Origin of the sequence: Paenibacillus massiliensis 2301065 = DSM 16942 (assembly GCF_000377505.1) — a bacterium.
Classification (GTDB): domain Bacteria; phylum Bacillota; class Bacilli; order Paenibacillales; family Paenibacillaceae; genus Paenibacillus; species Paenibacillus massiliensis.
The window spans coordinates 34,039-55,708 of sequence record NZ_KB898186.1 but is presented as its reverse complement, the minus strand read 5'-3'; the positions used below and the strand labels follow the sequence as shown (position 1 = coordinate 55,708).

The window sequence follows — 21,670 nt, the reverse complement described above, 5'->3', positions numbered from 1 at the left end:
ACTTCATTTACGAGCCTTCACTACACCAATCTCTCGCTTAAGGGATCGTACCACTCACCGGCGGCTGTGGTGCAGGCATAGCCTGGATCGTCTGTATTCCACCGTTCAGCAGCTGAATACGCCATACAGGAACCAGCTTCAGACTGCCGTCCTCTGTCAGCTCAGGTGAATACGAAGGTGTGACATCCAGAATAGTCTTGTTGCCAGCGAGCTGCTTCAGCTTGACACGTAGCTCCTCTCCACCCGGCAGCAGCATGGATGCACTCGATTGTTCTCCGCCCTTCAGATAGAGCAGAGACCTCTCATAGACTGATGCTGTCTCTTGCTGCACCTCTAGCCGGATCGTACCGAACCTGAATGAAGGCCTGTCCAACACAGGATAGGACCCGTAATACTGCTGAAAAGAGACATTCGTTCGATACTCTTCACCCGAGACATCACTTGCGTTATTCATGATGAGCCGATAGGCGCCATCCCAGCCCCCATGCTGATTGACGAAGTCTACAGCAGCCAGAATATCCCTCACCGGGTTACCAGGTTCTGAAGAAGGTGCCGCCGGATCGGTATAGCCCATCCACCGCTGGCTCTGCTTCACCTGTAGACTACGCTTGCTGTCCGTATAGATCTCGGAGCCGTCTTTTTCCTGAATATTACGAGTAATTCCCGGATCGAAGAAGAGATTCCGCTGCATTTGCTCTGTCGTGAACAACCCCGAATTCACGATCGGCTCCTGCATCTCTATATTGTCCATTGGAATATAATATTGTCCCGATATCAGCTCATACGGAGTCGCATTCTGTCCGAAGCTCACATGCTGCTGTACATCCTGTACGGTCAGATCAACCTCATTAGCCTCGTACACTACGTCTCCCCTCGCACTGAAGAAAAGCGCATGCGTCCTTGTGGCCTTCTCATCGGTGTACACCCAGATTCGGTTAATCGTCTCGGCCTGGAATACGGGGTCTGCCGTCAGACGCATCATTCGCTCCAACAGGGTGACGGGTACGCCTCCGCTGAACACCATCTCAATCCCTTCATATTTGCGACGAACCTCACTCCAGTTAGCCGACTGAATACTTCGGCGCTCGAAGCTTTGGAAGCTCCGGCTTTCTAGACGGGTGAAGATTAGCTTGTAGAAGGTCGTCTCAGGATAGAAGACCGTGTGCTTATCCTCGCCCATATGAACGATAATTTTGTTGGGGAAGATCAACTGCTCAATACGCTGCTCCTGCCCCATACTGTCTGTCTTGACATAATTGGTCTCTGAGCTGATGATCGAATCTCCGCCAGGGAGGCGATAGATCAAGAAGTAGCTCTGAATCAGACTGCTGAGGACCAGCAGGAACAGAACCATAGACTTAAGCTGCTCCTTCATGAGGACTCCCTCCCTTCGCCAGGCATCGGCAGAGTAAAGGTCGCACGGGTACCTTGATCGAGTTCAGACTCCAGGTAGATATCGCCACCATGGGCTTTTACAATTTCCCGGGCAATGGATAGGCCTAGTCCAGTCCCTCCCATATTACGTGATCTGGCCTTGTCTACACGATAGAACCGCTCAAAAATACGATCCAAATCTTTCTTCGGAATCCCCATGCCCGTATCTTGTACCGAGATCGAGAGCAGCCCCTCTCTCTTGACGCCCTCCATACGGATGCTTCCACCCTCTGGTGTATACTTGAGTGCATTGGATACCAGATTATCAAGCACCTGATCCATCTGATCCCGGTCCACCACGACCTGAGTAATTCCGTCTTCGACCTGTACCTGATACTCAATATTCTTCTGCTGCATCTGGAAGGAGAAGCGATCTGCTACGTCCTCCAGCATCTCTACGACGTCAACTGTCTGCATACGGAGTGGCGCCTCATTGGAATCAAGCCGAGACAGATGCAGCAGGTCTGTCACCAGTCGAATCATGCGCTCTGTCTCGTTACGAATGACCCCAATGAACCGCTCGCCTAGCTGAGGTTCGGTCATGGCTCCATCATCCAGTGCTTCGGCATAGCTCTTGATGGTCGTCAGTGGTGTGCGCAATTCATGCGATACGTTCGCCACGAACTCCCGCCGTGATGCCTCCATCTCCTCTTGCTCCGTCACATCCTGCAGTACCGCAATCGTCCCCGTAATCCCAATCTCTCGACGATGAATAGGTGAGAATGTCACTCGAATGACCAATGGATCGCCCTGACCTGCAGGCTCCAATTGAAGCAGCGTAGAGGCCGGCATGCCTGTAATCAGCGCTTCTGTCTCCTCCGGGTCCAGCCCCAGTAGTAAGGCAATATGCCTGCCGCTAATCTCGCGATCACTGATACCCAGCATCGTGCTGGCACGGCGGTTCACCAGGATGACCCGGCCATTCTCGTCGGTTGCCACGACACCATCGCTCATATTGGTGAGAATCGAGGCAAGCTTCTCCTTCTCTTCCTCATTTTGCGACAGAGCGTCCCTCAGACGACTGGTCATATAATTGAAGGCGTGACTCAACTGCCCGATCTCATCGCTCCCGAATACAGGCATCTTCCGATCAAAGCTACCCTCGGCAACAGCAGTAGCATGACGTGTCATGACCTTGATCGGATAAGTAATGGTATGCGCCAGCACCACGCCCAGTACAGCTGTCAGTCCCAGCGCAATCAGCATCCCCGAGATGAACACGCTGTTAATTCGCTTCATCGTATCGTACAGATCCGCCATGGAGGCAGCGATATATACTGCACCAACAATCTTGCCACTGCTGATTACTGGCTTGGCCACGACCTTTTTCCGTACATTATCCTCGTCAATCATATATTCTTCATTATTACGTATACCCTGTAGAGCTCTGCTAACTACGGTCTGCGTGTTCTTGCGCCCGACATAATCTGCATGCGAGTTCTGTGACGTGATCAAGACTCTGCCACTGGAATCCAGCACCTGAATCTCGGCTCCGCTAAAATCAAAGAGATTATCGACCCGTGCACGCAAGCTCTCCACACTGTCTTCCTCCGTCTGGCCATCTCCACCAGCCAAATCCTGCTCCGCCAATACAGCCAGCATCTCCGCACGTGCCTGCAGATCCTGTGTGAAGTTACTCGTTAACGAATTCTTCATGGAGCTGACAAAATACACGCCAATCAACTGCATAGCGACCAGAATCAGCAGTACGTAGATGATAATGAGACGAGCCTGAATCGTCCGAAAGAAGGACAGCCAGCTCATCCGTAGCCTCCACCCTTGCCGCTATGGATGACATATCCGAGCCCACGCCTTGTGTAGATTGTCTCTGGCTTGCTGGGATTCTCCTCAATCTTCTCACGCAGCCGCCGAATCGTCACATCGACCGTGCGTACATCTCCGTAATACTCGAATCCCCATACAGCCTGCAGCAGATGCTCACGAGTCATGACCTTGTCGGCATTTTTGGCCATATAGTAGAGCAGTTCATACTCCCGATGGGTCAGATCCAGTTGCACTCCGTTCTTGTAAGCCGTATACATATCCGTGTCGAAGAACAGATTGGCTATCCGCAAGCCCTGTCGCTCTTCAGGCGGCTTGTTATCCTGTGATATCGCACTGCCACGCTGTCGCCGCATGTGCGCCTTCACTCTGGCAAGCAATTCCCTCGTGCTGAAGGGCTTGGTCACGTAGTCATCCGCCCCGAGCTCCAGCCCGAGCACCTTGTCGATCTCATCATCCTTGGCTGTCAGCATAATGATCGGCATCTGAAGCTGTTGGCTGCGCACCTCACGGCATACATCCATCCCATCCATGCCTGGTAGCATCAAGTCCAGCAAAATCAAATCAGGATGCTGGCTTAAGGCCACATCCACAGCTGTATTGCCGTCAAAGGCGCAGAGAACCGTGTAGCCCTCCTTCTCCAGATTGAACTTCAGTATATCGGCAATTGGTTGTTCGTCATCCACTACGAGAATGGTTCCCTGCTTCACCTGTGTTCACCTCATTCTTATAATCCACTTTATATGGCTGCCCCAGTACGAGATATAGCTATCCCTGTGCGAGACTCTTATCCGATTCGAAGAGCGGTAAGCCGCTCAGTATATCTCATCCCATTTTAACATAGTGCATCCGCGGATACATCCAGTACAGACCCTAGCTAAACGCTGGTGATTTCTGCTATAGGCTAATTCATCTAGATTCATCTAGATTCATCTAGATTCATTGAGGTTCCTCGAGGTCCATGGAGGCCCATCGAGGTTCATTGATGTTCCTTGGTGCTCAATAATGTTCAACATGCTCACGGAGATCAATCCATGCCAACGGATGAACTGAATTCTTCCCTATAAAAAAAGACTTTCTTTTTAAATTGAGTTGTGATAAATTAAATTGTATAAAATATAAATTAGAAAGGTGATGTTTTCACCATGATGAAAATTCAACAAAAACTTTATGATACCACTGTAAAAGCTGTAGGAGGCCGTGATGGCTTCGTAGAATCCGAATCTCCAGCATTGCGTCTTGATATCGATACACCTAAGCAACTGGGCGGCGCTGGCGGTGAAGGTACGAACCCAGAGCAACTCTTCGCAGCAGGATACTCTGCTTGCTTCGATAGCGCACTGAACATGGTAGCACGTATGCAACGCATCAAGCATGAAGGTACTGAGATTACTGCAACTGTCAGCATCGGCAAAGTGGAAGACGGTGGCTTTGGTATCGCTGCACATCTGGATGTACTCGTCAAAGGTGTAGATCGCGAGACTGCCATTAAGCTGGCTGAAGGAGCACATGAGCAATGTCCATACTCCCGTGCTACACGTGGCAACATCGAAGTAACTATTAATGTATTGTAAGGCCTAATCCCGGACACAGCCTGTATTGCCTAGAGACGAGATCAGGTCTACGCAGACCGAATGGGAATCGAATTGGCAACGTAAATATAGACGAGAAACAAGCCTCCGAACTGAATCGTTCAGAGGCTTGTCTTATTGTGTACGCTATAATGTATAATTTCGTAACTGATCATGAGTAGGAGGGCTGGATACGTATCGTTCGAATACAACACATGGTCCAACTAAGTAGGGTCATTTATGTGATTTGTGTGATTTGTGTGATTCATGTCAATTCCTCATATCGTGAAATGGACCCGTTGCGGCCTATCGAAGATAGGTCATCGGATTTTGAGGAACGTTGTTCTTACGGACTTCAAAGTGAAGATGCGTGCCAGTAGAACGTCCTGTGTTACCCATGACGCCTATCGACTCTCCTTGTCGAACGACTTGACCTGAGCGAACCCCAATACTGTTCAAATGCCCGTACAAGGTCTGATAGCCATTGCCATGATCAATGATAATTACATTACCATAGCCATTCTGCTGACCTGCAAAAGTCACGACACCTTCATCCGAGGCTTTAATATCACGGCCTCCTCCCATGTCGATCCCCTCATGCATTCGACCCCAGCGGCTGCCATAGCTGCTCGTCAGGATTGCACCGGATACAGGCCATACGAATTGTCCTGTTCCTTCACCTACAACCTTGGTTCCTTTGAGTACGACCTCAGGGACCGATTCCTTGATCACCTTTTGACCGAGCCATTCTTCCTTAATAACCTGGCCATTTTCCTTCGTAATCTGGAAGTCCATCTGCTTCAGCCCACTTTGGCCTGGGCGCACGACCTTGGAGGTACCGGCCTTGAGCTCATCACTCTCACGAGTGACGATCGTCGGCTCAATCGTGACCTGCTCCACAATCTTCTCCACAGTAGTTACAGTTAAGGGAGCCTTAGGTGCGGTCACCTGCAGAGTATCCCCAATTTGCAAATATTTCTCCCGGGTCCCCGGATTGTTCTGCTTGATCTCCCAAGCTGTCATTCCGAATTGGCTTGCAATGGAAGACAACGTATCCCCCTCACGAACCGTGTACGTAATGGGCTGTTCCTTGCTTTCCTTCAAAGCCTGCAAGGCTCCCTCCTCGGACAACAGCTTGTTCGGGTCAGCCTTTACTTCCTCATAGGTAATGTCCTCGTTCACTCCGACCGACATCAACCACGCTTTGGAGGTATTACTAGCTGATGAAGCTGAAGTCTTCTTCACAGAGGAGGTCCATCCGGCAGGCTGTCCTTGTCCTTCCGGTATGTACTCTTTCTGCAACGCCTTGATCGCAGCCTTAGCTGTATCCTCGTCCTTGACTACACCGACCTCTTCACCGTCCACCATCACCTTGACGCCCTTAGCATATGCTGTCAGCATTCCGTCCAGCTTCGTCAAGGTAGCCTTGCTATCCACGTCGGCCTTATAGGCCTTCTCAATCTTCGTAGTGATGGCTTCGGTATTCAGTACCATTTCCGCGTCGGGGTACTTCTCCGTATAAGCCTTGCTCTTGTTCTCATACAGCGCAGCTAGCTGATCCTCGCTTTGGATGGCTCCAACCTCCTGCCCCTTTACATATACCTTGTAATAAGGAACGGTGTTGGCTGCAACATACTGATTACTAACGAACCCCAATCCTCCGGCCAAAATAATTCCACTCGCGGCCAATGTCAGCCAACGTCGCTGTCCCGTCCAAATGTGCTGACGACTCCAATCCAGCATTCTGGCAGAGAGCTCATTCACACGCTCGACAGGGAGTTTACTGCTCTGTGGCGCCTTGGACGTCTTCGTCTTTAGCTGCTTCCCGTTCGGGCGCTTCCCTTTGAAACCTTTCATACTTCTCTTCCTTTCATCTGTACTCCTTTGTACTCCTTAAGTATGGACATACCTTCGTCACCAGGGCTTCATATCGCCTGGACGCATCCATGGCTGTGTAGTGCGTTGAATAGTACATTTGTTAGTAGAGTGGGCATGGGCATTTTCAGTGTTCAAAATGATAGCCTCAAGATGCTCGATGATCATGCCTTAGGCCTTCTTTTATGTGACGTTCCATAGAATACAAAATCCATTCTGCTGGCATAAGCTTCCTATCCGCAGGAAAGTCATAGCCACTACTTTACACGATAATCCTTAAGACAAGCTGAAGAACCAATAATTATACTAGTTTTATTTAAAATTGCTATAAAAGGTGTCAAAAATTTAACCTTTTATAAACACTTGTTTACTTTATCATAGCTGCTGGATGAATTTCAACTTCATCGCTCCACAGCAAAAAGCCGCACTGGACGCGGCTTCGGGGTGGATTATACAGTTAGTGGATATCTATTCCACTAATATTGTATAACATATATTTATTGGTAATTTTACATAGAGAGAATACTTATCTACTTACCATTAGCATGTCCATTAGCTTCGTATACTCCTCATTCGTAAGTCGCTTGGCAATGACCTGTTGTATATCCTGCAGCTCCTTCTCCGTCAATCCGCCTTCCATAGCTGTTGAGATCATCTGCATGTCCTCGGCTGGAAGCTTGTTCATCAGCATGCTGAGAATCTCTTGTTTCTGCTGTGTATTCAGCTCATCCTTCCGGTCTACCAGGTCTCCTGGGGTCATTACCAGTTCCTCTTCCTCCAGAGATCGCTCCTCTACTACTGGTGGTGTAGCAGATCCAGGGGATGCTGCTGTCGGGGTGTCCTCATCGTCTGCTGTCCCCATCACAGGTAATGCTCCCTCGGGTGTAGACTCCTCCTCCTCAGACGTCGGGTTGCCAGTCACGCTTCCCGGGGTGCCTCCCTCTGATTCCTGTCCATGTGCTGGGGAATTGCTTGTGCTTGAGGAAGCCGCACTCCCGTTAGGCAATCCTTCACGCGAGCTATCTGTTGCCTTGCGTTCGCCTTGTGTGCCATCCACAGTGCCGTTCAGTGTGCCGTTCGATGTGCCATTCGTCCCCACTCCACCTTCACCCGTAGAGGGCTGCTTGGAGCCAAAGAGGCCCTGCCCAATGTTCAGGCCGAGCACAGAGGTTCCCTCCAGCTTAATATTGAACATGCCTAACAGAGACTGCACATAAGCATTCACGACATATCCAGTCGTCAGTAGTGTCAGTGCTACAATCATCACGATAGATAAGGTCTTGCGTACCATCCAGCTAATCCACTTCATCGGTGTGCCTCCTTCTTCCGCTTCAGCCATCCAGGAATAACGCTATCTGAATGGGGGACCTCGTTATGAAGGCTTCGAATTTGACAAGAACCATCCAAAGCTCCTCACTGACATTCATCCTCGAATGACGCCAAGTTAACGGTAAGTCCGTCTGTTCCCATTATTGACCAAAGAAAGTAGAGTTAACCTTGCCAGCACCGAAATTAGCCCACAGCCACTATGAGTCTCCTCCTCTTCACAAGCCTGCATCTAAATCATCTCGACAAGATATACCTAGTGAACTCTCCCACCCCAACAAAAAAAGCGTACCCTCCGACAGCCAATAGCATCGGATGGGTACGCTTATTTCGTAGCGCTTATATACTGCTTATATATTGCTTACTTATGCTTCCTTATAACACTTACGGCACTTATAGCCCTTATTTATCTCCGCAGCAGCCCTACCTCCGTTACACGAACGTCGGGTGGTGGCTTGCTCTCATTTCCTAAAGGGATTAAACGTAGATCGGAAGTACCTGATTCGTCTGCTCACGATTGCGTCCTACAGAGAAGATCGCGATCGGAATACCTGTCAGCTCAGATACACGCTGTACATAACGGCGAGTATTCTCTGGCAGCTCCTCCAGCGTCTTCACGCCAGTGATGTCCTCATGCCAGCCTGGCAGCTCTTCGTAGACCGCTTCACACTCAGCCAGCATTTTCAGGCTTGCCGGGTAATGGGTAATAATCTCACCACGGTATTTGTAGCCTGTGCAGATCTTGACCGTATCCAGACCTGTCATAACGTCCAGGGAGTTCAGAGACAGCCCTGTAATTCCACTCACACGACGTGCATGACGAACGACTACGCTATCGAACCAGCCTACACGACGTGGGCGACCAGTTACAGTACCGTACTCATGGCCTTTCTCACGGATGAAATCACCGACCTCATTGTTCAGCTCCGTAGGGAACGGACCATCACCGACGCGCGTAGTGTATGCCTTCGCTACACCGATGACCTCTTTGATCTTGGAAGGTCCTACGCCAGAACCGATACATACTCCCCCCGCTGACGGGTTAGAAGACGTTACAAATGGATAAGTACCCTGATCGATATCCAGCATGACTCCTTGAGCGCCCTCGAACAGCACCTTGCGCTCCGTATCAATAGCGTCATTCAATACAACAGAGGTATCGGTAACATACGGACGCAGGATTTCTGCATACTCCAGATACTGCTTCAGAATTTCTTCCACATCTAGCGGCTCTGCCCCATACATCTGCGTAATGATCTGATTCTTCTCCTTCATCAGGTGACGCAGCTTCAGCTCGAACTCCTCCGCGTCCATCAGGTCCGCGATACGGATACCGTTCCGTGCAGCCTTATCCATATATGCCGGACCAATTCCCTTACGGGTCGTGCCGATTTTGTTCGGACCCTTACGATCTTCTTCCAACGCATCTAACGTCATATGATAAGGCATAATCACGTGTGCACGATCGCTAATGACCAGATTATCGGTCTTAAATCCATTATCATGAATGTAATTAATTTCTTCAATCAATGCGGTCGGGTTCACTACCATACCATTCCCGATGACGCATGTCTTATCTTCATAAAAGATACCGGATGGAATCAAGCTAAGCTTATATTTCTTTCCTTCAATCAGAATGGTATGGCCTGCATTGTTGCCGCCTTGGTACCGGGCTACGACATCTGCCTTCTCGGCCAGAAAATCCGTAATTTTACCCTTACCCTCGTCTCCCCATTGTGTTCCCACAACGACTACAGTTGACATGTTTCATTCCTCCGTGGAGTGCTCGCAGACACTCTGATTTTGAGCTGAGCTTCCGTTCACTGCATCCCGTCCAATAACACCAGTGACAGGACAACGGAATGACAAGCAGCAGGAAAAAACGTCCGGAGATGCTCTTCCGCGGGCGCGGAAATCCCCGGGCGCATAAGCAGCCCACTGCTTTAACGCAGCACTTTAAGTGTACCAGCCTCAAATTTTAAAGTCAAATTAAAAGCGAACAATTAGTTGTACAAAATTATAAATGTTCGTGAATTAACCAAGCCTGCAAATGACAAGCTTACCCATAAGCGATACAGCCTAGAACCTTATAGTTCCGATGACACGGAAATTCTGTATGCCCAGCATTCCTTCTAGGATGATGGTTTATCGCTAAAATATGTATGACCGTACGCGAATGTAAATTACAGTTATATTATAGCATTCCCAAGTAACGTAACAAAATGGCACGGTTCGAACCTGATATCTATTCACATTATGAGCATTTTACGAAAAAAAGCCGTCCTCGCTTGATACCTCAAGCGAAGACGACCATTACATAGTTTAACATGAGTACACTTGAATGAAATGCGCCATCCAGTCGCTATCCGGCAAATGCATCGGTATGAGCACGTTCGTAATTGGCGAACTTATTATAATTCTTGAGAAATACAAGCTCTACCGTGCCTACCGGACCATTACGCTGCTTGGCAATAATGATCTCAATGATGTTCTTCTTCTCCGTCTCCTGGTTGTAATAATCATCCCGGTACAGGAACGCGACGATGTCAGCGTCCTGCTCGATGGAGCCGGATTCCCGAAGGTCACTCATCATTGGACGCTTGTCCTGCCGCTGCTCAACCCCACGGCTAAGTTGAGACAGAGCAATGACGGGCACTTCCAGCTCACGGGCAATCTGCTTGAGCGTACGTGAGATTTCCGATACCTCCTGCTGCCGGTTCTCGCCTGCTTTGCCGCGACCATGAATGAGCTGGAGGTAATCGATAACGATCATTCCTAGCCCCTTCTCGGTCTTCAAGCGACGACACTTGGCACGAATATCCGCTACCGTCACACCAGGGGTATCATCAATGTAGATCTCTGCTTCAGCCAGAGCTGCGATCCCCATCGTCAGCTTGGCCCAATCGTCATCACCCTTGAATTCACCTGTACGCATAACGTTCGCATCCAGATTGGCCTCGGCACAGATCATACGTTGTACGAGCTGCGCCGCGGACATCTCCAGACTGAAGATGGCTACAGTCTCTTTGGCCCGTACCGCTACATTCTGGGCGATATTCAGTGCAAAGGCTGTCTTACCCACGGAAGGACGCGCTGCTACGATAATCAGATCGTTACGCTGGAAGCCCGCGGTCATCTTATCCAGATCGACGAAGCCGGATGGGATTCCCGTCGTATTGCCCCGATTCTGGTACAGCCCCTCCATACGGTCGAAGACCTCCATGACGACATCACGGATCGCTATAAATCCGCTACCGGAGCGGCTGTTGGATATCTCCAGAATCCGCCGCTCAGCATCACTGAGCATGGCAGGTACATCTTCCCCGCCCGTATAGCCCTCGCTTACAATCTGGGTGGCTGCCCGAATCAGACGACGAAGCATCGACTTCTCTTCGATAATCTGGGCATAGTAGTCTACGTTGGCTGCTGTAGGTACACCGTGAGCCAGCTTCGATAGATAGCTGACACCACCGATCTCCTCCAGTTGGCCTTTATCCTGCAGCTTCGCAGTCAATGTTACGAGATCGATAGGCTGGCCTTGCTCCCCAAGCTCAATCATAGATTCGTAGATCATCTGGTGCGCTTTATCATAGAAATCCTCACTCTGAACCCGCTCCATTGCGGTAATCAGAGCTTCTGCCTGAAGCAGAATTGAGCCAATTACAGCCTGCTCCGCTTCGAGATTCTGCGGAGGAATCCGGTCAAAGAATTCGCCGCCCATTTACTCTTCGGTCACCTGAACCTTCAGGGTCGCCTTCACTTCCGGATGCAGCTTAACTGTCATTTGAGTCACGCCCAGGTGACGAATCGGCTCATCCAGCTCAATTTTACGCTTATCAATCTTCAGTCCTTGCTTGGACAGCGCCTCTGCGATCTGCTTGGAGGTGATGGCTCCAAACAGTCGACCACCTTCGCCAGCTTTGGCTTTCAGTTCGATGGCAGTCGCCTCAAGCTTCTTAGCGAGAGCTTGGGCTTCTTCCTTCTCCTCTTGCTTGCGTCTATCTTCTGCAGCCTCCTGATTTTGCAGCACCTTCATATTGCCATCGGTTGCTGGGCGAACCAGGCCTTTCGGCAGCAAAAAGTTCGAAGCATAGCCATCGGATACTTCCTTCACTTGCCCCTTCTTACCTTGCCCTTTTACGTCTTGCAAAAAAATGACCTTCATTCAAACAACCCCTCTTCCTCTTCTATTTCAGCCAGCACGGCAAGCAAGCGTTGCTCTGCCTCGGCCAGCGTACATTCCAGCTGCACGGCCGCATTCGTTAGATGTCCCCCGCCGCCCAGCCGCTCCATCACGACTTGTACATTCATGCGTCCGAATGAACGGGCGCTAATGCCCAGCAGACCATCCGGGCGTTCACTTATGACGAATGACGCAATCACGTCCGTCATATTCAAGAGTGTATCGGCCGCTTGCGCGATCAATAGCTGAGGAATTTTATTCCCTGGCTCAGTGACCGCAAGCGCGATATGCCCATACATCATTTTAGCATGCTTAATGATTTCTGCCTTAGCAATATATTCATCAAGATCTTCTTTCAGCAGACGCTGGATCATGACCGTGTCCGCTCCGCTGCGTCTCAGGAACCCTGCGGCTTCGAAAGTTCGCGAGCCCGTATGCAGAGAAAAGTGCTTCGTATCTACAATGATTCCTGATAGGAGCGCCGTTGCTTCCAGTGGCGTGAATTGTACTCGGTCATGAATGTATTGCAGTAGCTCCGTAACCAGCTCGCAGGTAGAGGAGGCATAAGGCTCCAAATAAATCAGCACGGCATCGTTAATGAACTCCTCACCCCGACGGTGATGATCTACTACAACCACGCGCCGGGCCGCCTGTACCAGCTTGGGCTCCATCGTCATGGAAGCCTTGTGCGTATCTACCACGACGAGCAGTGTATGCTCCGTCATCATCTGCATGGCTTGCTCTGGTGTAACGAACGCTGATGTCAGCTGATCATCCTTGGCTACCTGCTCAAGCAGTCGATCAATCGACGGGTTCGGCTTATCCAGGACAATGCTCGATTCGACCTTGAAGAGCGACGCCGCCTTCCGCACGCCGATGGCTGCTCCAATCGCATCCATATCCGGCGCCCGATGGCCGAGGATGATCACACGGTCGCTCTCCTGCATCAGATCGCGAAGCGCATGGGCGATGACTCTCGCACGCACTCGTGTCCGCTTCTCGACGGCATTCGTCTTGCCGCCATAGAAGGACAAGCGCTGCCCTGCCTTGACTGCAGCCTGATCTCCACCACGACCAAGCGCCATATCCAGACTGGATTGTGCCAGCTCGCCCAGCTCACTAATCGTGCCTGCGCCGAAGGACAGGCCAATGCTCAGCGTGAGTGGCACCTTCAGATCAGCTGTCATTTCCCGTACGGTATCCAGAATAACGAATCGGCTCTGCTCTAGCTCCTGTAGAGACTTTTGGTTAAGCATCATCAGGTAGCGCTCGGAGGAGAGTCTCCGCAGGTATACATTGAACTGCTTCGCCCAAGCGGTAATCTCGCTGGACACCTTGGCAATCAAGGCTGTGCGCTGCTGATCATCCATGCCCTGTGAAGCTTCATCCAGATTGTCGAGCAGCACGATTCCGATCGCTAGACGCTCATTCTCATATTGCTCACGCAACACGGCAAGCTCAGTAACCTCATGTAAATAGATGAGACGTTCGTCCAGAATGACTGTCATTCGGTAGTAGCGACTGTCATGTTGAATCTCCAACTGATGAATCTTAGCCGTCTCTTTAAGTTCTTTCTTGTTCTGCAGCAACGCCGTTAGCTGCGGGAATACCTGTTGAAGCGAAGCGCCAATCAGGTTATGCTCATCCTCGAACATTCCCGCTACATAACGGTTGTTCCACTCCACCGTGCGATCCTCGCTGTAGAGAATAATTCCAAAAGGAAGCTTATTCACCGTCTCCGCTTCAACACGCTTGATGCGGAAGGACAGTCCACTTATATACTCGGACAACCCTTCCCGAAAATTCATTTCAGCGCGCAAAAGCATTCCGCTTAGAGCAAAGGAGATGACCAGACCAATAACACCAAGCGCCCAGTTGTACCAGCTAATAGCAATGACCAGCAATAGCAACAGTAGAAACGCCCAGACGGTGTAATAGCCGTGCCAGCGTTTCTGTAGGAATTTAGGCATGACTGTTCTCCCTATCGTTTGGATTTCGTAATAGCTTCACGAAGCGGGAAGGCCAGATCAATAATTCCTATAATCCGAAGTGGATGAATGAGCAGCACCAAGGCGGATAACAGGAATGAGATCGCCGGATTCCAACGTCGGACATGTGTCAGGAAAAAGAAGAACCCGATCGTTTGAATCACAAAACAAATGTTAATCAGTGGAATCAGATTCGCAGCGATAATCGTAGCCCAGCCCCCGCTGGAGCCGTACGCAATCCATTCAATGAGTACAGCCAGCAGATAATACCAGATCAATGCTCGTGGCATACGCCACTCCCGAGCAGGCTTCATTTTGGGAACATCCATACCAGCAGCTGTCAGGAGCGGTCTTGTAACCACGTGCGTAATTAACGCCATCAAGAAAGAAGTCAGGATTAGCGCATACGGTACCATCGCAACTGTAGCATCTGCCACTTCCTTCGTATCCTGATCCGTCCAGTTAATGCTGGTTAACGGATTGTTATTCGTCATATCCTGAAGCGGAGCAACCATTTGATTGACAATCTCCCGGATATACCCGGACAGATCGAACTGGAAGAGTGTCGTGCTAATTAACAAGAGCAACAGTAGCATCGCTACCATGACACCCGTTCCGGTCATCAAGGCCTGCAGTGCTGGTGCCTTCTTCTTGTAGACCATCCCCATCAACAATCCTGGAATCAGGAAATATAACATCGACAGCAACAGCACTGGTGAAGCGATCAAAGCTACAACTGCCACACCCACAATATACAGCAGAAATTGTCTAATAGGCAGCAATGCGTATAGAACCGCAGCTGGTACAATCAAGAAAAAGGAGGTTATCAATCTCAACGGTGTAAGCAAGGACAACAGCAGCAGTACGTATATAACGACCCACACCGCTGAAGTCATACGGGATTTCAAATGTATTCACCTCTTACGCATATGTTCTTCCAGAGCGGAAATATCCTGATACCAATCTTCCAGTTGATGGCCTTCCTGTCTGTGCTTCTTTAGCTTGTCAAGCAATTGGTCATCCAACTCACGATACGATATTCCCAGGCGTCGTCCCAAGATGTATCCGCTCATAATGAGACTTGCCAGGCAATCTCCTATTCGCGCTGTACTTCCTTCCCATATGGCCTTGAACAGGCGAGACACCTGATCCAGTACCTCTGTTTTTAGCCATTCAATGACCTTGGCCCGCTTGGCCACATCCAGTTCCTTAGCCATAATTCTGAAGAGCCACCCCTTCTGAAAAAGCTTTATTCTCCATTATAGCATAACCCTGCATGAATACGAAGATGACTTACCACCTTATACATAGCCACTCTGCCAAGGCATAATGACACTGCTTTCACTCCCAGCCTAATCTAGAGGTGCAACAACAAGCAGATATAGAATGTCCTAAGATTATTCTTGAAAAAAGCCTGCACTCATGCAGGCCAGACAGCTGGATTATCCGGAATTCAGCGATTCCTTCGACACCAGCTGCATACAATACTCAATAATCTGACTACGCCGCACAATACCAATGAAGCGGTCCATATCATCCACGACAGGTACGAAATTCTGCACCTTAGCCAGATTGATAAGGTCTTCCATCTTGGCCTCAATAGACACGGGCTTGTTGTGCACTCGCAGAGGAACATCCTTCAGTAGAAATTTTGAAGAATTCTCGAAGGTTATCTTCCCACCCGAGTCCTTCATATGCCACAGTAGATCTCCCTCGGTAACGGTTCCAATATACTTGCCATCCTTATCGAGAATTGGAACAGCGGTGAAGCGATGATATTCCATCCGCTCCAGGGTCTGTCTTAAGGTTGAATCAGACGTTACACAAGCAACCTCCTGCTTAGGCAACAAGAAAAATGCAATATTCATGAGAACTGTGTATCCTCCTATATTGTAGGTTTGTACCCTGTTCTATACAGGGAACAAAATCAGCAGACGGAACCTTCCGACTGCTGATGCTAATAATCTGACTGTGTCTTTCACTCCATCAATCCAGATCCTGTCGATCTGGCAGCTTCAATGTAGCTGGTGTTGTACTGGGGTCCATCCAGTTCTGGATCAGTGACTTGGCATACTCTAGATCCTCTTCATTAGCCTGATCATAATAGATGCCATTCACCTTCTGTCCTGTACCCATAATGGTGAAGCTGGAGATCTGTGGACTTGTATCCTGCATCAATACCTGCTTGCCCAGATCTGTGATCGAACCGGGTGGCATATCTGTCTGGAAGTTATCTCCCATGATATCCAACAGCTCCGGAACCTTGGTAATTCCGCTCAGATTCAGAACCTTATCAGACAAGGCTTTCAGGAAAATTTGCTGCCGCTTGGTGCGATTGAAGTCGCTGTCCTCCCGATAGCGTACATAATACATAGCCTCTTCCCCATTATACACGGGTTTGTCAGCTTCAATTTTGAATTTTACGTGATTGGGATTCTTATTCTCTATATCCTCTGTAATGGGCAATGACACGCCGCCCACTGCATTCACGACATCCTGTATTCCTTGAAAATTAATCGTGGCGTAATAGTCAATCGTATGACTCAACAGCTGCTCTACGGTGTCTATCGACATCTGCTCTCCACCAAAAGCATATGCATGTGCCAGCTTGTCAAAATCATACTGACCATCCTTATTGGCATCCCGACCTACAATCTGCACATAGGTATCACGTGGTACCGACACCAGCAGAACTCGGGACTCCTTGGGCCTTACCGCTGCGAACATAACCGTGTCTGAACGTCCACGCGTCTTCTCATACGATCTGCGGTCTGACCCCAGCAGCAGGACCGAGAATGGCTCATTCTGGACCCTTGTAGGCTTCATGTTATCCTCGCCGCCACCTCGAGGCTGATAGGACTCCTGCAGCTTATTCTCGAGCGTCGGAGCAACGAACAAATCAAAGGCCAGTGCCGTCAACGGCTTCCGGAAGAGGAAGCCGGCGCCAGCCATCAGCAGCACCACAATGAGCACGATTCCGAATGTTCGCCTCGCGCTTTTCTTTCCCTTCTTTTTCTTAGCAGTTGTCTTCACCTTTGTCTTGCCGGATTCGGCAGGCTTTTTATCCATATCATGATTCCTTCTTTACCGTTAGTTTTCAATAACAATAATTGCCTAATAGCGCATGACTACGGCTACTATCTTCATTTAACCGCACTAACCACAGGATGAAGCGCCACTTGTCTACCTCAGCATAAGAGTTGAAATGGTCACTTGTCAAAACTCGCAAACAACCTCCTGTATTATAGCTTATTCACCGTTGTCTTCTCCATTCAGATGAATCGTTCAAAAATAAAAGACTCTGTCGATGACAGAGCCTTCTTGGCTACTTTTATTCATTTGCCATATTGGCCCACTGACGATCTATACTCAGCTCAGATCATTGCTCTTCACGATCTTTGCAGGTCAACCAGCCAGTTCGGGGCTAGGTGAGCCCAATTCTGGAATCGATCCTTCAATGAGACCTTCTCTCCAAACCCATAATTGAACAGCTTGCGCGTCTCCTCGAATCGCTCCTCCCGGGTTGCAGCACCCAGAATGACGACTACAAGACGTTTGCCATGCTTCTCCGCCGTCCCCGTAATACAATACCCGGCATCTGCCGTGTAGCCTGCTTTGAGTCCATCTGCACCTTGGTAGGAATAGGGCCCCCCAAGTGCAGCGAGCAGCCAATTCGTGTTGCTAAGATACAAGCCTTTGCCTTTCAACTCCAGCTGTGTGCGACTTGAGGTCGTCAGAATTTCGGGATGTGTCTGAATCAGATAGGAGGCCAATCTCGCCGTATCTGCGGCTGTCATCAGCGTCTCGCCATGAATATCTACCGGATGATTCACTCCGAGCTCCTGTGCGCTTGCTCCTGAAGAATTCACAAATAATGTGTGTGAACTGAGTCCGATCTCCTTAGCACGCTCGTTCATACGTTGTACGAATGATGCCTCCGAACCAGCAATATGCTCAGCGATCGCAACAGCAGCATCATTGGCAGAGTAGACTACCATGCTCTGGAAGAGCTCGCTTACCGTCATATATTCACCATAACGCAATGACAGGTTAACGCCCCCAACTGTACTTGCATATCGGCTGATTCGAACCTCATCATTCCAATTCAATTTGCCTGCAGCGATGTCATCCAGCACCAATAGCTCCGTCATAAGCTTGGACATACTGGCAGAAGGCAGGGCTTGTCCTCCATTCACATCCACCAGAATATTGCCGGATTCCATATCCATGACTACAGCTGCATTTGCGTTTACATCAGGCTTGCCAACCAGCATGACTGGTGAAGCGATTATACACACACATATAATAAGCGTGGGCACCAGAGCCCAGCGGAACCATCGTTTATTCATCATCGCACAACCCCCATATATATATTAGACGAACTAAAGAGGGTTTTGGTCTGCAATTTTGTAAAAAAAATTTAATTTTTTTTTCGGACAAGGGAATTTTTCCTTGAAAATCGGTCATAATCTGGTGACAATAACGAAATATTTATAGAAACTCGCTTGAGCCGTGTCCTTCCAAAAGCAAAAACATCCGCCGTTCTGGCGGATGTCGAGAATGCTATAAATTACTGTAGATGCTGTAGAGCGGCATCTACCCGGCACATGATTATGCGAAATGGCAGGCTACGTAATGCTGGCCACCCATATCCCTGTAATCGGGCACAACCTGCCTGCACTTGTCGGCCGCCAACGGACAGCGGGTGTGAAATTTGCAGCCGGTTGGAGGATTCGCCGGGCTTGGGATGTCTCCCTGCAGCACGATCCGTTCCCTTTTAATTGTAGGATCAGGGATCGGAACCGCTGACAGTAGTGCTTTCGTATACGGATGTAACGGATTGCTGAACAACTCATCTGTCGTAGCCATCTCCACCATGGAGCCGAGATACATGACCCCTATTCTTGAGCACAGATGCTCTACCACACTCAGATCATGAGAAATAAATAGATACGTCAGCTGGCGCTTCTCCTGTAAATCACTAAGCAAGTTAATGATTTGGGCCTGAATCGACACATCCAGAGCCGATACTGGCTCGTCGGCTACGATGAAGTCGGGATTCAGGATCAGAGCGCGAGCAATACCAATCCGCTGACGCTGACCACCTGAGAATTCATGCGGGTAACGGTCGTAATGATACTCGGCCAGGCCGCATATTTTGAGCGTCTCGATAACTCTGTCCTTCAGCTCCTTGCGGTCAATTAATCCATGATCCAACAGCGCTTCTCCGATAGCTTCACCAATCTTGATTCGTGGATTTAGCGAGCTGAACGGGTCCTGAAATACAATCTGCATACGTGGGCGCAGCTTGCGAATCTGATCACTGGGCAAGGTATGAATATCTGTCCCATTGAAGCGCACCTCACCCCCTGTCTTGTCGAGCAGACGTAATATCGTTCGTCCGATGGTGCTCTTGCCACAGCCCGACTCACCAACAAGTCCGAAGGATTCACCTTTGTATATCTGAAAGGACACATCATCTACAGCCTTCACATCCCCGACCTTGCGTTGGAACACACCACCTGTAATCGGGAAATACTTTTTGAGGCGATTCACTTCAACCAAGACTTCTGCACTCATGGTCTGCTTCCCCCTTCCTCCTCGTACAGCCAGCAGGCTACCTTATGTCCCTGTTCCTTCGTACGCAGCGGCGGGGTCTTTTCCCTGCATATTTGCATGCAAGCCTCACATCGTTCATGAAAATGGCAATTATCCAGCAGATCAATCGGATTCGGTACCTGTCCGGGAATAGAATACAGCCGTTCCTTCCTCTGATTGATGACAGGCTTGGCTTTTAGTAGCCCTTGGGTATACGGGTGCTTGGGGTTTTTGAACAGCTCATACACGGAGGCCTCCTCAATAACTCTTCCTGCATACATGACCACTACATAATCTGCCATTTCAGCGACTACGCCCAGATCATGCGTGATCAGCATAATGGAGGTCTTAATCTCCTGCTTCAGATTACGCATCAGGTCAAGAATCTGCGCTTGTATCGTAACATCAAGCGCCGTGGTAGGCTCATCCGCAATGAGCAGCTTAGGATTACAGCAGAGTGCAATCGCAATCATGATGCGCTGACGCATACCACCACTCAGTTCGTGTGGGTAGGAACGGAAAATTTCGTCAGGCCTTGAGATACCAACCAGCTTGATCAGCTCAATCGCGCGTACCTTCGCCTCCTTATTGCTCATTAGTGTATGCATGAGCAATGGCTCCATAATCTGCTCGCCGATCGTCAGCACTGGATTCAGAGAAGACATCGGCTCCTGGAAGATCATTGAGATATCATTCCCGCGAATCCGTTGCATGTCCCGCTTATGAAGAGAAAGGAGCTCACGTCCCTCGAACCAGATCTCGCCCTCCGATACATGGGGGGAATCAATAAGTCTCATCATGGTCATCGCGGTTACGCTTTTACCACAACCGGACTCCCCGACCACACACAGTGTCTCCCCCTCTCTGATCTTGAAGCTAACATCATTCACAGCTTTGACCGTACCGCTCGAGGTATGAAAGTGGGTTTTGAGATTTCGAAATTCGACTAGTGTATTTTCCATAATGGCCTCCCGGTCTATCTCTTCATTTTGGGGTCAAGGGCATCCCGAAGTCCGTCCCCCATCAGATTAATAGCAACTACCGTGATGAGAATGCACATGCCCGGAGGAATCCAGAGCCACGGTCGTTTGCGGAAATCAATCAGATTATTGGCGGCTGAGATCATGTTGCCCCACGAGGGTGTCGGCTGAACAACGCCAAGCCCCAAGAAGCTTAGGGCTGATTCGGTAATAATTGCTCCTGCTACGCCTAGTGTCGCCGTAACGATAATGGTAGGAATCGTGTTCGGTAGCAGATGACGGAAAATTTTACGCCGATCTCGAAGACCAAGCGCCTCTGTTGCTTGCATGAATTCCTGCTCTCGAAGGGTAAGTATTTGCCCTCTTACTAATCTAGAAAGCGTAGTCCAACTTAGAACGCCTATAATTAACATTAAGAAATAAATGCGTTTGGATGGGTCGATTTTGAGGTCAGAAAGCACGGCTCCCAGGATAATGAGGAGTGGTAGTGTCGGTAAGGACATGAAAATATCGGCAATCCGCATGATGATCGTATCAACGTTCTTGCGATAAAAACCTGCCAAAGCGCCCAAGGTTGAGCCAATGACCACCGAAATGACGGTGGCTACAAGCCCGACCATTAACGAGATTCGGCCTGCAAGCATTGTTCGCAGTAGAATATCACGACCTAGCTTATCGGTTCCCAGCCAATATTTTGAGTTAGGAGACAGATTTTTCTGTGATAGATCATAGTCATTCACCGTATAGGGGGAGATCATGGGTCCAAAGATGCTTATTCCAGCCATCAGCATAATAACAATAGCGCCGATGACAGCCAGTTTATTACGAGCAAATCGACTCCATGCGATGCGCCAGGGCGAGAGCTCTGAACGACGCACAGGGACCTGCTGATTCATTTCTGAGGTAACCGTCTCAACTGACAAAATGAATCCC

The 21,670-nt window shown here is 49.5% G+C and carries 18 protein-coding genes; 1 reads left to right on the top strand and 17 read right to left on the bottom strand.

The features are described from left to right. Positions 1 to 37: 37 nt before the first annotated feature. The 3 genes from D328_RS0104210 to yycF are packed head-to-tail and all read right to left on the bottom strand — an operon-like array spanning position 38 to position 3,926. Complete coding sequence (locus tag D328_RS0104210; RefSeq protein ID WP_018883709.1) at positions 38 to 1,375, bottom strand: YycH family regulatory protein; 1,338 nt, start codon at positions 1,373 to 1,375, stop codon at positions 38 to 40. Continuing rightward, positions 1,372 to 3,198 (bottom strand): cell wall metabolism sensor histidine kinase WalK, encoded by a 1,827-nt coding sequence (walK, locus tag D328_RS0104205; protein ID WP_018883708.1) that lies wholly within the window; start codon positions 3,196 to 3,198, stop codon positions 1,372 to 1,374. The genes D328_RS0104210 and walK overlap by 4 nt, the downstream gene beginning before the upstream one ends. Beyond that, positions 3,195 to 3,926, bottom strand: coding sequence for a response regulator YycF (yycF, locus tag D328_RS0104200; protein WP_018883707.1), 732 nt, complete (start codon positions 3,924 to 3,926; stop codon positions 3,195 to 3,197). Before yycF ends, walK begins: the two co-directional genes overlap by 4 nt. Positions 3,927 to 4,361: 435 nt before the next feature. Here yycF and D328_RS0104195 point away from each other — a divergent pair, with 435 nt between their 5' ends. Further along, on the top strand, positions 4,362 to 4,790 hold the full coding sequence (locus D328_RS0104195) for an organic hydroperoxide resistance protein (protein WP_018883706.1): 429 nt from the start codon (positions 4,362 to 4,364) through the stop codon (positions 4,788 to 4,790). 303 nt (positions 4,791 to 5,093) lie between these two features. On the opposite strand, the gene D328_RS0104190 is transcribed toward D328_RS0104195, so the two are convergent. The 14 genes from D328_RS0104190 to opp4C form a co-directional block, all read right to left on the bottom strand. Continuing rightward, positions 5,094 to 6,644: a M23 family metallopeptidase gene (locus tag D328_RS0104190; protein ID WP_018883705.1), complete on the bottom strand. Its 1,551-nt coding sequence runs from the start codon at positions 6,642 to 6,644 to the stop codon at positions 5,094 to 5,096. A 544-nt stretch (positions 6,645 to 7,188) separates the two neighbouring features. Continuing rightward, entirely contained in the window at positions 7,189 to 7,971 is a 783-nt protein-coding gene (locus tag D328_RS0104180) for a hypothetical protein (RefSeq protein ID WP_018883703.1), read from the bottom strand. A gap of 494 nt (positions 7,972 to 8,465) precedes the next feature. Then, the gene (locus D328_RS0104175) at positions 8,466 to 9,752 is read right to left on the bottom strand and encodes an adenylosuccinate synthase (RefSeq protein ID WP_018883702.1); all 1,287 of its coding nucleotides are present in this window, start codon (positions 9,750 to 9,752) and stop codon (positions 8,466 to 8,468) included. Between the two features lie 598 nt (positions 9,753 to 10,350). Beyond that, positions 10,351 to 11,709, bottom strand: coding sequence for a replicative DNA helicase (gene dnaB, locus D328_RS0104170; protein ID WP_018883701.1), 1,359 nt, complete (start codon positions 11,707 to 11,709; stop codon positions 10,351 to 10,353). Further along, positions 11,710 to 12,153: a 50S ribosomal protein L9 gene (rplI, locus tag D328_RS0104165; protein ID WP_018883700.1), complete on the bottom strand. Its 444-nt coding sequence runs from the start codon at positions 12,151 to 12,153 to the stop codon at positions 11,710 to 11,712. Then, positions 12,150 to 14,141 carry a DHH family phosphoesterase gene (locus tag D328_RS0104160; RefSeq protein ID WP_018883699.1) on the bottom strand — a complete coding sequence of 664 codons (1,992 nt, stop codon included), beginning with the start codon at positions 14,139 to 14,141 and terminating at the stop codon, positions 12,150 to 12,152. The genes rplI and D328_RS0104160 overlap by 4 nt, the downstream gene beginning before the upstream one ends. Positions 14,142 to 14,152: 11 nt before the next feature. Further along, on the bottom strand, positions 14,153 to 15,067 hold the full coding sequence (locus D328_RS0104155) for a DUF2232 domain-containing protein (protein ID WP_018883698.1): 915 nt from the start codon (positions 15,065 to 15,067) through the stop codon (positions 14,153 to 14,155). 6 nt (positions 15,068 to 15,073) lie between these two features. Then, positions 15,074 to 15,376: a MazG-like family protein gene (locus D328_RS0104150; RefSeq protein WP_018883697.1), complete on the bottom strand. Its 303-nt coding sequence runs from the start codon at positions 15,374 to 15,376 to the stop codon at positions 15,074 to 15,076. 225 nt (positions 15,377 to 15,601) lie between these two features. After that, positions 15,602 to 16,027 carry a CBS domain-containing protein gene (locus D328_RS0104145; protein ID WP_018883696.1) on the bottom strand — a complete coding sequence of 142 codons (426 nt, stop codon included), beginning with the start codon at positions 16,025 to 16,027 and terminating at the stop codon, positions 15,602 to 15,604. A gap of 118 nt (positions 16,028 to 16,145) precedes the next feature. Continuing rightward, positions 16,146 to 17,228, bottom strand: a complete 1,083-nt coding sequence (locus tag D328_RS0104140; RefSeq protein WP_018883695.1) for an LCP family protein — start codon at positions 17,226 to 17,228, stop codon at positions 16,146 to 16,148. 320 nt (positions 17,229 to 17,548) lie between these two features. After that, on the bottom strand, positions 17,549 to 18,511 hold the full coding sequence (locus D328_RS0104135) for a D-alanyl-D-alanine carboxypeptidase family protein (RefSeq protein WP_018883694.1): 963 nt from the start codon (positions 18,509 to 18,511) through the stop codon (positions 17,549 to 17,551). 259 nt (positions 18,512 to 18,770) lie between these two features. Beyond that, entirely contained in the window at positions 18,771 to 19,739 is a 969-nt protein-coding gene (locus D328_RS0104130; RefSeq protein WP_018883693.1) for an ABC transporter ATP-binding protein, read from the bottom strand. Further along, positions 19,736 to 20,719 carry an ABC transporter ATP-binding protein gene (locus D328_RS0104125; RefSeq protein WP_018883692.1) on the bottom strand — a complete coding sequence of 328 codons (984 nt, stop codon included), beginning with the start codon at positions 20,717 to 20,719 and terminating at the stop codon, positions 19,736 to 19,738. Before D328_RS0104125 ends, D328_RS0104130 begins: the two co-directional genes overlap by 4 nt. Positions 20,720 to 20,733: 14 nt before the next feature. Continuing rightward, the gene (gene opp4C, locus D328_RS0104120; protein ID WP_018883691.1) at positions 20,734 to 21,660 is read right to left on the bottom strand and encodes an oligopeptide ABC transporter permease; all 927 of its coding nucleotides are present in this window, start codon (positions 21,658 to 21,660) and stop codon (positions 20,734 to 20,736) included. Positions 21,661 to 21,670: the final 10 nt, after the last annotated feature.